Annotated in this window: 11 protein-coding genes; 9 read left to right on the forward strand and 2 right to left on the reverse strand. The window is 40.0% G+C overall.

The window, feature by feature from the left end; genetic code table 11:
* Positions 1-244 precede the first annotated feature (244 nt).
* Positions 245-916, reverse strand: a complete 672-nt coding sequence (locus AEA09_RS18990; protein WP_053585539.1) for a LytTR family DNA-binding domain-containing protein — start codon at positions 914-916, stop codon at positions 245-247.
* A 211-nt stretch (positions 917-1,127) separates the two neighbouring features.
* Between AEA09_RS18990 and aceA the strand changes: the two genes are divergently transcribed.
* The 8 genes from aceA (at position 1,128) to AEA09_RS19030 (ending at position 9,786) form a co-directional block, all read left to right on the forward strand.
* Positions 1,128-2,411 carry an isocitrate lyase gene (gene aceA, locus AEA09_RS18995; protein ID WP_053585540.1) on the forward strand — a complete coding sequence of 428 codons (1,284 nt, stop codon included), beginning with the start codon at positions 1,128-1,130 and terminating at the stop codon, positions 2,409-2,411.
* A 114-nt stretch (positions 2,412-2,525) separates the two neighbouring features.
* A complete protein-coding gene (gene aceB / locus AEA09_RS19000; RefSeq protein ID WP_053585541.1) occupies positions 2,526-4,124 on the forward strand; it encodes a malate synthase A in 1,599 nt (532 codons plus the stop codon).
* A 312-nt stretch (positions 4,125-4,436) separates the two neighbouring features.
* Positions 4,437-5,606, forward strand: a complete 1,170-nt coding sequence (locus tag AEA09_RS19005; RefSeq protein WP_053585542.1) for a pyridoxal-phosphate-dependent aminotransferase family protein — start codon at positions 4,437-4,439, stop codon at positions 5,604-5,606.
* 97 nt (positions 5,607-5,703) lie between these two features.
* On the forward strand, positions 5,704-6,099 hold the full coding sequence (locus tag AEA09_RS19010) for a GntR family transcriptional regulator (RefSeq protein WP_053585543.1): 396 nt from the start codon (positions 5,704-5,706) through the stop codon (positions 6,097-6,099).
* Between the two features lie 6 nt (positions 6,100-6,105).
* Positions 6,106-7,203 carry a DUF1648 domain-containing protein gene (locus tag AEA09_RS19015; protein ID WP_053585544.1) on the forward strand — a complete coding sequence of 366 codons (1,098 nt, stop codon included), beginning with the start codon at positions 6,106-6,108 and terminating at the stop codon, positions 7,201-7,203.
* A 55-nt stretch (positions 7,204-7,258) separates the two neighbouring features.
* Positions 7,259-7,930, forward strand: coding sequence for a response regulator transcription factor (locus AEA09_RS19020; RefSeq protein ID WP_053585545.1), 672 nt, complete (start codon positions 7,259-7,261; stop codon positions 7,928-7,930).
* Complete coding sequence (locus AEA09_RS19025; RefSeq protein WP_053585607.1) at positions 7,930-9,300, forward strand: HAMP domain-containing sensor histidine kinase; 1,371 nt, start codon at positions 7,930-7,932, stop codon at positions 9,298-9,300. The genes AEA09_RS19020 and AEA09_RS19025 overlap by 1 nt, the downstream gene beginning before the upstream one ends.
* An 81-nt stretch (positions 9,301-9,381) precedes the next feature.
* Complete coding sequence (locus AEA09_RS19030; protein WP_053585546.1) at positions 9,382-9,786, forward strand: hypothetical protein; 405 nt, start codon at positions 9,382-9,384, stop codon at positions 9,784-9,786.
* A 43-nt stretch (positions 9,787-9,829) separates the two neighbouring features.
* On the opposite strand, the gene AEA09_RS19035 is transcribed toward AEA09_RS19030, so the two are convergent.
* Entirely contained in the window at positions 9,830-11,794 is a 1,965-nt protein-coding gene (locus AEA09_RS19035) for an SEL1-like repeat protein (RefSeq protein WP_245622915.1), read from the reverse strand.
* 223 nt (positions 11,795-12,017) lie between these two features.
* On the opposite strand from AEA09_RS19035, the gene AEA09_RS19040 reads away from it, so the two are divergent.
* Positions 12,018-12,731, forward strand: coding sequence for a glycosyltransferase family 2 protein (locus AEA09_RS19040; protein ID WP_053585547.1), 714 nt, complete (start codon positions 12,018-12,020; stop codon positions 12,729-12,731).
* The last annotated feature ends 13 nt before the right edge of the window (positions 12,732-12,744 follow it).

Consider the following 12,744-nt stretch of genomic DNA (forward strand, 5'->3'; position numbering starts at 1 on the left):
CACATGAAACAGTCAACTATATGTTGGCTGTTTTTTTGCGTTCTATAATAATTATTAGGGTGTTCATACAATTTAGTGTATAAAGAATGATTTGTATTTTATCATTATTTTGGCGTTATTAATGAGAAAAAAGCAGGGATAATTTATCCTTATTCCCCTGCTTTATACTACATAATAGGAAATTTTAATCTAAATAAATGGCCAAGTACCTATTCTATTTAATTACTATTTAATAGAGGTATTTCTAGAATTCCAATACTGTTCGAAGATTATTAATATACGATTGGCTTATTGGTAGCTCAGTTCCATTTTTTAGCACCACTAGGAAATTAGAAGACAGGTCTCGAGTTATTTTTTTTATGAAATGAATGTTAATGATATAGGATCGATGGATGCGAATAAAAATACTTGGCAATCGTGTTTGAAGTTCTTTTAATGTAATTGTTGTTTTATATTGTTCTTCATTTACATAAAACCATGTTCGTTTTTGAAGACTTTCAATATAAGTTATTTCATTAATTGGGACAGGTGTCCAATCCTCATTTTGTTTACCAGTTAGAAACTGATAGGGCCCTTGTTTAGCCTTGATAAAATTTGGCGGAAGTACAATAACTAAGGCAGCGGGTTGCTGCGCAATTTCGATAGGGTAGCCTATCCCATAGTAAGGTGCATCAAATAATGAATTATCCATCATTGCATCTGTTTTACTTCTTGTAGTTAAAACCTTCTGTGCAATACTGTCCTCTTTCACTTTCTCCCCCACGGCAAGTTTTATCTGATGGTGACCTGAAGAAAAGAAAATGTACGCATCGTTAACGGCAATAGCTATCGATGCTGTTGCTGGAATCCAATCTTCTAAAATAATTTTGTATTGTTGAAGTACATCTTTCTCGAAATTTATATCATTGATCTCCATAACACAACTCCCCTTTAATTGAGTGTTTTACCATTTTTTATCCTGTCTATTCTTATTTCGTCATTATTTTCCAGTGTTTTATCTAAAAATAATGAAAATTTAGAATATCTGTTATATAGTAATTTACAACAAGTAGACCTGTTATGGAACAGTTATTAGGGAAGTTTTTTAACAGAGTATATTTAACACAATTGGAAGGTGGAAATTAAAAATGTCAACACGTCAAGAAAACATCAAAGCTTTAGAAAAACAATGGGCTGAAAACCCACGTTGGGCGGGTATTGAACGCGCTTATACTGCAGAAGAGGTAGTTAAATTACAAGGTTCTGTAGTAATTGAACAAACATTAGCAACTAAAGGTGCAGCTCGACTTTGGAATTCTTTACACACTGAAGATTTCATCAATGCACTAGGTGCTCTAACTGGTAACCAGGCGGTTCAACAAGTAAAAGCAGGTTTACAAGCAATTTATTTATCAGGATGGCAAGTAGCTGCTGATGCAAACCTTTCAGGCCAAATGTACCCTGACCAATCATTATACCCAGCAAACTCTGTACCAGCTGTAGTTAAACGTATTAACCAAGCGTTACAACGTGCAGATCAAATCGACCACACTGAAGGTCGCGACGATAACTTTGATTGGTTTGCTCCAATCGTAGCGGATGCTGAAGCTGGTTTCGGTGGTCCACTTAACGTATTCGAACTTGTTAAAGGTATGATCGAAGCTGGTGCTGCTGGTGTTCACTTAGAAGACCAATTAGCTTCAGAGAAAAAATGCGGTCACTTAGGTGGTAAAGTATTATTACCAACTCAAAACGCTGTTCGTAACTTAATCGCTGCTCGTCTTGCAACAGACGTAATGGGCGTTGATACAGTATTAATCGCTCGTACAGATGCTGATGCTGCTGATATGGTAACATCTGATATCGATCCACGTGACGCTGATTTCATTACTGGCGAACGTACACCAGAAGGTTTCTACCGTACAACTCCAGGAATTAAACAAGCAATCGCTCGTGGTTTAGCTTACGCGCCATATGCTGATTTAATCTGGTGTGAAACTTCTAAGCCATCACTTGAGGAAGCTCGTGAGTTTGCAGCGGCAATCCATGCTGAGTTCCCAGGTAAAATGTTAGCTTATAACTGCTCACCTTCATTCAACTGGAAAGCTAACCTTTCAGAAGCAGAAATCGCTGAGTATCAACGTGAGCTTGGCAAGTTAGGCTACAAGTTCCAATTCGTAACTTTAGCTGGTTTCCATGCATTAAACCATGCTATGTTCGAACTTGCGCATGACTACAAAGATAACGGTATGGCTGCATACTCTAAATTACAACAAGCTGAGTTCGCTTCAGAATCTAAAGGTTACACAGCAACTCGTCACCAACGTGAAGTTGGTACTGGTTACTTTGATGACGTATCACAAATTATCTCTGGTGGTACATCTTCTACAACAGCAATGGCTGGTTCTACAGAAACAGAACAATTCGTATAAGTCGTTAATTAGTACGTCAACTCCTAAATTCATAATCATAGATCAGTCTCCTCCGCCCCTCCTAAGCGGGGGATGACTGTACTTAGAAAACACAAAGGGTGGGGGATTATACTTATGGAACAAGCAACAACAGGCAAGCTTAAAATTGTTGGTGAACAAAACGAACAGACAAGAGAAGTGTTAACACCGGAAGCCCTTGAGTTTGTTCTTGCCCTGCATGAAAAGTTCGATGCGCGCCGTAGAGAACTTTTAGAAGCTCGTCAAGTACGTCAAAAGCGTCTTGATGATGGTGAGAAACTCGACTTCTTATCAGAAACAAAGGATATTCGTGAGGGAGATTGGACAATTGCGCCACTTCCTGCAGATTTACAAGACCGCCGTGTAGAAATTACAGGGCCGGTTGACCGTAAAATGGTCATTAACGCACTAAACTCTGGTGCGAAAATGTTCATGGCTTGCTTTGAGGATGCATCTGCTCCGACATGGGAGAACATGATTGGCGGTCAAATTAATATGCGTGATGCTATTAATAAGACGATTGAATTCAAACAAGAGTCAAATGGTAAAACGTATGCGTTAAATGAAGAAACGGCTGTGTTATTAGTACGTCCACGTGGTCTTCATTTACTTGAAAAGCACGTGCTTATTGATGGAGAGCCTATTTCTGGTAGCTTCTTTGACTTCGGTCTATACCTTTTCCACAATGCGAAAAACGCACTAGCAAAAGGCACAGGTCCATACTTCTACTTACCAAAGCTTGAAAGTCATTTAGAAGCACGCCTGTGGAATGATGTGTTTGTCTTTGCACAAGATTATATCGGAATTCCACAAGGTACGATTAAGGCAACAGTTTTAATCGAAACGATTTTAGCAGCATTTGAAATGGATGAAATTTTATATGAGCTACGCGAGCATTCGGCTGGTCTGAACTGCGGACGTTGGGATTATATTTTTAGCTATATCAAGCGCCTGCGCAATCAACCAGACGTAATCTTACCTGACCGTGGTCAAGTAACGATGACGGTACCATTTATGCGTGCCTATACGTCTTTATGTATTCAAACATGTCACAAACGCAACGCACCTGCGATGGGTGGTATGGCAGCGCAAATTCCGGTTAAAGGTGATGACGAAGCGAATGCTGTGGCATTTGCGAAAGTTGCTGAAGATAAGCGTCTTGAGGCAACGAATGGTCATGATGGTACTTGGGTAGCACACCCAGGCATGGTCGCAACAGCTATGGAGCAGTTTGATGCGATTATGAAAACACCAAACCAAATCGATAAAAAGCGCGAAGATGTAAATGTATCTGCGGCAGATTTAGTAGCTGTACCAGAAGGCACAATTACACTTGATGGTTTACGTATTAACTGTAGTGTTGGGGTTCAATATATTGCTTCTTGGTTACGAGGCAATGGGGCTGCACCGATTAACAACTTGATGGAGGATGCTGCTACTGCAGAAATCTCTCGTACGCAAGTATGGCAATGGATCCGTCATCCTAAAGGCATTTTAGATGATGGACGCGGTATCACACTAGCATTCGTGCTAGAAATCTTGGAAGAGGAACTTGTGAAAATTAAAGAGGCTGTTGGGGAACAAGCTTATAATGGTGGTCGCTACGATGAAGCTGCTGAACTATTTAAATCTTTAATCTCGCAAGATGAGTTCGTGGAATTCTTAACACTTCCAGGCTATGAAAGATTAAAATAATTGATTCAAATCTACTGATTTACATGCCTAACTTTCCATGATCACAGTGGACTGAACTCGAATGCAGTCCACCTTATTCCACCAATGTAACGAGCAGGGTCTGTTCCCCTGTTCCTTACTGAAAAAATGAGCGCTTTTTCAAAAAAAGGGGTTACTGATATAACGTAAGTAAGAGATTTAAAAAGGGGTGAAGGATGTCTTGAGAGCTCAGATGGGGAGCTTGCAAGGCATCTTTTATATTTAGAAGGATTTTGTTGGATGGTAGAGAATACATACAGAGGATGGACTAATAACACATAAGGGGGAGAAGAAATGCGTAATAAAGAAATGTTGTTAATTCCAGGACCTACACCGGTGCTAGATGAAATTTATGATGCACTAGCAAGTGAGACGAGAGGACATACGGACCCTCGCTTCGTGGCGATTTACAAAAATGCGATAGCACAAACGAAGGAGCTATTCCAAACAGACGGTGAGGTTTTTGTCGTGGCAGGCTCGGGAACGCTTGCGATGGAAATGGCGATTGTCAATACAATAGGCAAGGGCGAAAAGCTATTAGTCATTAGTCATGGCTACTTCGGCGATCGTTTTACACCGTTAGCAAAAGCTTTTGGCATTGAAGTAGAAGTATTACAGGCTGAATGGGGTAAACAGGTAGATGTTGCAACAGTTGAGGAAAAGTTAGCAGAAGGTGGCTTCAAGGCTGTTACAATTACACATGCAGATACATCGACTGGTGTTGTATCTGATTTAGATGCGTTAGTGCCAGTTATTAAAAAGGCGGGCGCACTTGTTATTTTAGATGGTGTCGTGGCAACTGCAGCACTTGATGAGAATATGAGCAAGGAATACGGAAATCCTAACTATACATTAGATGTGGTGTTAACGGGTTCACAAAAAGCAATTGGTGTACCACCTGGATTAGCTATAATTGCCTTCAATCAAACTGCATTAAATGCACGCAAGGCACTAGATACAATTCCTGCGTACTATAACGATATTTATAATTGGATTCCAGTTATGAATGATCCAGGGAAATATTTTGCAACACCACCAGTGAATTTAATCTATGCATACGATGTGGCAATGAAAATTGTGTTAGATGAGGGCATCAAGGAGCGTGAGGTGCGTCACTTTGCGTACGGACGTGCAGTACGCGCAGCACTTGCTGAATACGGCATGACGGCACTTGCTGAGGAAGCGGTGGCTGCACCGACGCTTAGTTGTATTTTATATCCTGAAGGGGTAGAAGATGCGAAATTCCGTGGGAAGCTAGCCGAGAAAGGTGTAATTGTGGCGGGCTCGCTTGCCCACTTAGCTGGCAAGGCGTTCAGAATTGGGCATATGGGCAATACAACTGAAGCAATGCTTGAAGAAGCAGTGAAACTGATTGGTGACTCGCTAAATGAATTAGGCCATAATGTAAATACAGAAGTAGCTGTTACTCGTTTGAAAGAAGAGTTAGCAATTTTAGTTAAATAGATAATATACGATTCGTCATTAGGCGGGTCGTTTTTTAATATGCATTAATGATAATTTTTGTTATACTTAATATATAACAAAAATGGAGCTGATTAAAATGCTTATCCAAATAGAGCCGCAATCGGATGTGCCGATTTATGAGCAAGTAACGAGACAAATTATTGAAGGTATTGCAAAAGGCGAGATGAAGCCTGGTGATATGTTACCATCCGTGCGTAATTTGGCGGCAGATTTAGGCGTTAACATGCATACAGTGAATAAAAGCTATCATGAGCTTGAAGCAAAAGGCATTTTAACGATTCGTGCCAAATCTGGGGCGATTATTCGATCGGCGGAGGAACGTACATTAACGCCTGAACAATTGAAGCAAATTGAAAAAAACTTAAAGCCTGTTGTGGCAGAAGGAATGGTGCTCGGCGCAACAGCAAATCAAATTGAGCACATGATGAAAAAGGTATTTGCCGATTTACAGGTGCTAACAGAAGGGATGTAAAGAGCGATGCTGCTAGGGGTTATTACTGTTATTTACATCATTGTATTGGCTTTACAAGTTTGTATACCATATGTAGTGCGTGAAACGATTGTTTTTGGTGTAACAGTACCTGAACAACATGTGAAGCATCCTTCACTTCAGAGGGCGAAAAAGCATTATACTCGAATAACGGGGATTGTGGGTATTACGTTGTTGATTATCATGCTTATTACCAATTGGACGGTGGCATTTTCAGAACTTACACAAAGTATTCTATTAAGCTGCTTTTTATTTGCAATGATCGCAGTAAGCATGGGAATGTACTGGGTGAATCATCAAAAAGTTTTGAATCTAAAAAAACATGAACAATGGGGCAAGAATTTAAAGCAAGTGCGTGCGGTAGATTTAACGGCACGTAATCGAGATGAAATGTTGCCTTGGCCGTTTTTCGTGGCACCAATGGGTGTAACAGCCTTCATAATAGCCTTTACATTGTTCCGTTATGAATTAATGCCAGAGAACATTGCTGTACACTGGGGGCCAACTGGAGCGGCAGATGATTGGGTAGAAAAAACATATTTCACAGCAATTTTACTGCCATGCGTCATGCTGATGATGCAATGCATGATGTGGGGGATTGCGGATTCAATAAAACGTTCAGCTATTAAATTGTCTGTCAATCATAAAGAAGAGTCCTTGGAGAGCCAACTGAAAATACGTAAATTCGCAAGTTGGAGCGTGATGCTTCTAAGCTATGGTCTAACTATAGTATTGACAGTACTACAGTTGAGTAATATTTATCCATCGTTAGCTGAAGGGGAAAAGCTACTTCCATTGCTTATACTGTTCTTAGTGTTAGAGCTTGGAGGGACGCTTGTTTTTGTGTGGAAACTACGGGAGTGGCGACTCGATTATACAGAAAATGTGACATCGGAGATCACGGATGTCGATGAAGACCGTTATTGGAGAGGTGGGCTTATCTACATAAATCGTGAAGACCCATCGATCTTTGTGGAAAAACGATTCGGTATTGGCTGGACATTGAACTTGGGTAATCCACGTGGCTATATTGTGATTTTTTTGCCACTAGTTATATTACTGTTGATTTCCATTTTTTCATTATAAAATGAAAGGGTTACTACATAGGGTAGTGGCCCTTTTTGAATGGAGGGAAAAGTGAGTGAAAATTTTGGTTGTAGATGATGATGTGCATATTTTGCAATTAGTAAATATTTATTTAACGCGTGAAGGCTATCAAGTAATGCAGGCAGAGAACGGGGAGCAGGCATTGCAATTGCTTGAGGGGAATTTACCGGATTTAGCTGTTGTTGATGTAATGATGCCTGGTATGGATGGATTTACGTTGACGAAGATACTGAGCCAGGATTATGACATTCCAGTATTATTACTAACTGCAAAAGGGGAGCTTGAAGATAAGGAGCGCGGCTTTTTAGCGGGCTCGGATGATTATGTTGTGAAGCCATTTGAGCCAAAGGAGCTACTTTTCCGTATTGCAGCCATTTTACGTAGGCTCGATAAAACAAATCAGGTGACGATGCAGGTTGGAAAACTAACGATTGATCGAAAAAGTTTTGAGGTCATGATAGGTGAAAGTACACTTATTTTGCCGTTAAAGGAGTTCGAGTTATTAGCTCTTTTAGCTTCACGTCCGAATCAGGTATTTACACGCGGAATGATTATGGAGAAGGTTTGGGGCTATGATTATGATGGGGATGAACAGACATTAAACACGCATGTGAAGCGGGTGCGTGAACGTTTACATCGTTATGATACCGGTGTTGAAATTACGACCGTACGTGGAGTTGGCTACAAGCTTGAGGTCTTAGCATGATAAAAACGTTATATAGCAGATTTGTAGTCACAACAATTCTTATTATGATTGGAAGCTTTTTTATCGGTTTTTTACTAACGAATATGTATTATCATCAGGTGATTAAGGAACAAAATGATGAGAAAAATGTGAGAATTGCACAAGATATTGCTGAATATATCGAAAAAGCAACGCCAAGTGATTTAGACAATTATTTAATGACCCTTGGTGAAATTGGCTATCAAATTTATGTGACAACAGGCGAGGAGGAGCATTATTACGGTGGTGAATATCGTGATAAAGCGTTACCACAAAGCGTCGTTCAACGTGTACTAGGCGGTGAAATTTATCACGGCATGCGAGATTTCCCAAATGAGACATTTATAACGGGCTTTTTTGCTAATGAACTTATAAATACAATTGGTGTGCCGTTTACGTATGAGGACAAGCAGTATGCACTATTTATTAGACCGGATATTCGATTATTATTTTCAGAGGTGCATACGATTTTAGGGGGTCTTATTCTTGGGATGGCGATTATTAGCTTGTTATCGATGCTGTTATTTGCGAAGGCGTTAATTCGTCCGATTACGCAGTTAACTGAGGCAACCCATCAACTAGCCCATGAGAGATTTGATACACTTCTTGAAATTGACCGAGCGGATGAAATCGGGCAACTTGCAGATAGCTTTAATGTGATGACGAAAAAATTACAGGAAAATGATGTGATTCGTAAAGAATTTATTAGCAATGTTTCGCATGATTTTCAGTCCCCTTTGTTGAATATTCAAGGGTATGTCGACTTGTTAAAGAACCCGCAGTTATCCGAGCAGGAGCGGCAGGAGTATGCGACGATTATTGAGATGGAAACGAAGCGGTTGTCAACGTTGACGAAGCAGTTACTACTCTTAACATCTCTTGATCAATCGACGCGACTATTAAAGCGTGAGCCGTTTCGTTTGGACGAGCAGTTAAAGGATACTGTGCGAAAATATCGCTGGCAGTTAGAAGAAGCAAATGTACAGTTATCGTATCAGCTAGAGCCGACGACATTTAACGGTGATGCTGGTTTGCTGCAAAATGTGTGGGATAATTTACTGACGAATGCTATTAAATACAACGTGGAGGGCGGAGAAATCCACATTCACTTGCAGGAGCAGACATCTTGTATGGAAGTACTGATTGAAGATAGTGGTATTGGCATAACAGAAGATCAGTTATTAAAAGTGTTTGATCGCTTTTACCGTGCAGATGAGTCGAGAACAAAGCAGGGGACAGGGCTTGGGCTTGCCATCGTAAAGAAAATTGCTGAATTGCATGGGGGAGAAGTGCAACTGGAAAGCGCTATTGAATTAGGGACGAAGGTAGTGATTCGATTACCTAAACTATAATGAGCAGTTCATATGAAGTTCATGTTCGCACTATAGACTACTAAGTAACAAGTTTGAAAATAATTTAGGGGGTCATATAGTATGGAACAGAAATGGAGTCTACGTCTGATTCGATTAGCGGCGATTTTTGGGTTGCTCGGTACGTATTTAGGATCACATATGTCAGGGTCAGGTAGCTATGAATATCGACCACTTCACGCACATATTTTACTGGTCGGATGGTTAAGTATGTTTGCATGGGGTATTTTCTACCGAGTATTCAAAGTAAAATCAACAAAATTAGTTACGGCACATGGATGGACAGCTATTTTAGGTGTATTTGGTTTAACGATTGGTATGTGGTTATACAATATTAATCCATTTAATTTAAATGAAACCTTTACAATGATTTTCTTTATCGTTGGTGGCACAACATTATTAATTAGCTTTGCTTTATTTATCTGTGTGACATTTATGATTAACCAAAAAGAAGAAGCAAAAAATTAAGTAAAAACCGCGTCAGTCTGTGCTAGACTTTGACGCGGTTTTATTATTTTTGTTCTTCTAATGATTTTTTGAGCCAGTGGGTTGCTTCGTTGTAATCTTGTGCGACACCTTGTCCTTTTTTATAGAGCACTCCGAGTTGGTACTGTGCTTTTTTATGATTTTGCTTGGCAGCCAGGCGGTATAATTGTGCCGCTTTTGCAAAATCTTTTGGCACGCCTTGTCCGTATATGTGCATTTGTGCGAGTTGAAATTGTGCCTTTGGATGACCTTTTTCTGCTGCTTGTTCGATCCATTTGGCAGCTTCAGTATAATCTTGTTCGACACCTTTTCCTTTGTCATATAAGTTCCCCAGTTGATATTGTGCGCCAGTATGTCCTTGTATTGCTGCAAGGCGATAGCAGCGTCGAGCCTCTTCTAAATCTTGTGCTACACCTAGTCCTTGTTCATATAAAAGGCCAAGCTGATACTCAGCGTGGAGATGCGACTGGTCGGAAGCAGCCCGCCACCATTTCACGGCTTCGGTATAGTTTCGCGCTATCCCAGTGCTAGTTGCGTAAAGTAAGCCAAGTTCATATTGTGCGTCAGCTAAGCCCTTTGAAGCTGCTACTTTAAAGCATGGTAGCGCTTTTTCTATCTGTTCAAGCTGATGAGCATATAAAAGCCCAAGTTCATAGTTCGCACTTATATGCCCTTTATTAGCCGCAAGCTCAAGCCATTTTTCCGCTCGTTCGCTACTTTTTTCTTTCGCATAAAGTACGCCGAGGCAATACTGGGCATTCGTGTGACCTCCATGGGCAGCTAACTTAAACCACTTGATCGCTTCTTCAGTATTTTGCTGTAAGCCTTGCCCGTTATTATAGAGCATAGCTAGCTGGAATTCTGCGTTCGTATGGTTTTGCAGTGCCGCAAGATGAAACCATTTGGCAGCTTCCTCAAACCTCTGTGTGACTCCGCGTCCCTTTAAATACATATAACCAAGATTATACTGTGCACTGGCATCTCCAGCAGTGGCGGCTTTTTCAAAATAGGCTGTTGCTTCCTCATAACTTTGCGGCACGCCATCACCGTTATGATAAAGGAACCCAAGATTGTTTTGTGCACTCGTATAGCCTTGATTTGACGCTAATATATACCATTTTGCAGCCTCTGCAAAATTTACAGGCATGCCAAGACCTTGATTGTAAAGCACACCAAGATTATATTGTGCCTCTGCGTTTCCTAAATCTGCTGCGATTTTATAGTAGTGAGCTGCCTCTGCGTAATTTTGTATTACGCCATTTCCTAGATGATATAAGACAGCTAAGCTATATAGCGCATTTGCATCGTTTTGTACCGCCGCTTTCTCATACCACTTTTTCGCCTCGACATAATCTTTTTTTACACCTCGTCCATGATTATAAAGTACGCCTAAATTGTACTGTGCACTCGCATTACCTTTCGCAGCAGCTAATTCAAACCAATTTGCTGCTCGTTCATAATCTTCAGAAGGTTGATCATCATGAGTAAGTACATTGATAGCAAAAGGAGGTATTAAATCCTCAATAGAAGAATGGTTTTGGGCTGCAACAGAGGCCTTAAAGCTACGATCATAACGTTTAATGAACCACTCGACAATATCACTCACATAATCAAGTACGATTTTAGCGGCCTTTGACTCAACCACATCATTACTCCCACCACTTGTCATCTTACGTACAAGATTCATCAATAAATAAATGCGACGCGGATGAATTCTTGCCACGAAATCTCTGTTATTGAGTAAAGTTCTAATATTTTTCAATCTCGGCTCTGAGTGCATTTCAATTTTATATATTTCAAATAAAATATCCTCGAGTACAAGACGACTCTTTTGCAAGCTAATAGAAGGCTTCGAAACTGCATATGAACTTGCATCCTGTAGGTTTTCAGCTAGGTCACTGAAGGATAATGTATGTAATTTAATGCATTGCTCACGTAGTATTTCATATTGAATGACGATGATACTCACTCCTTTTCTAACGGCTATCATGGAAACAGTCTCTTTTCATCATATATCGGGATAATATAGAGAATATTGATGCTTTTAAGATGAACAGGCCAAGGACAATTTCTTTGAATTGGCAATGTCTACGGAACGTTCATTGAATTGCGTACATAACATGATAATATTTAAGTAAAGGAAAGTTTAACAGGATGTTCGATAGGCACAATTACGGCGAGACGTAATTGATAGACGTTTGGGGGATTGAGTGATGAACAAAATTGCGGCAATTATTCCAGCTTTTAATCCACAACAATCATTTGTACTTTTTGTGCAAAAACTTTTTACACTAGATATTGCACATATTGTGATCGTCAATGATGGTAGTGATGATAAGTATGATACGATTTTTAAAGAGTTGGCGACCCTTGAGAATTGCCATGTTATACAGCATGATCAGAACTATGGCAAAGGACATACGTTAAAGACCGCTTTTACATATATGCTAACACAAAGGGAGAAATATCAAGGAATTATAACAATAGGCGCACACGGGCAACATACCTTGGAAGATGTGAAGTTAGTCCTTACAATGACGAAAGTGTTCTCTGAGGGAATTGTATTAGGTGTACGAGATTTCCATTCACCGGATAGTACATTTTCTACGTATTGGGGTAATTGGGCGACTAGTCTATTTTTTGAAGCATTATTTCACCGGAAGCTATTAGATACGCAAACAGGTTTACGTTATATCGGGATGAAGGAATTAACATGGCTACTGGACGTTAAGGGGGAGCATTTTGATTATGATACAAATATGCTTGTCGCAGCACTTAAGCGAAAATGTCCAATTTTTGAAGTAGAAATGGGTAAACTACGTTTAAAGAAAAATTCAGTGATTCATTATGATGAAGTAACCAATGCTAGGGAAATTATTGCGCAGATGCTCACGAATTATTTACACCCATGGAAAAAACAGCGTTAAATCCATGTCCTTA

Source organism: Lysinibacillus contaminans (assembly GCF_001278945.1).
GTDB lineage: Bacteria > Bacillota > Bacilli > Bacillales_A > Planococcaceae > Lysinibacillus > Lysinibacillus contaminans.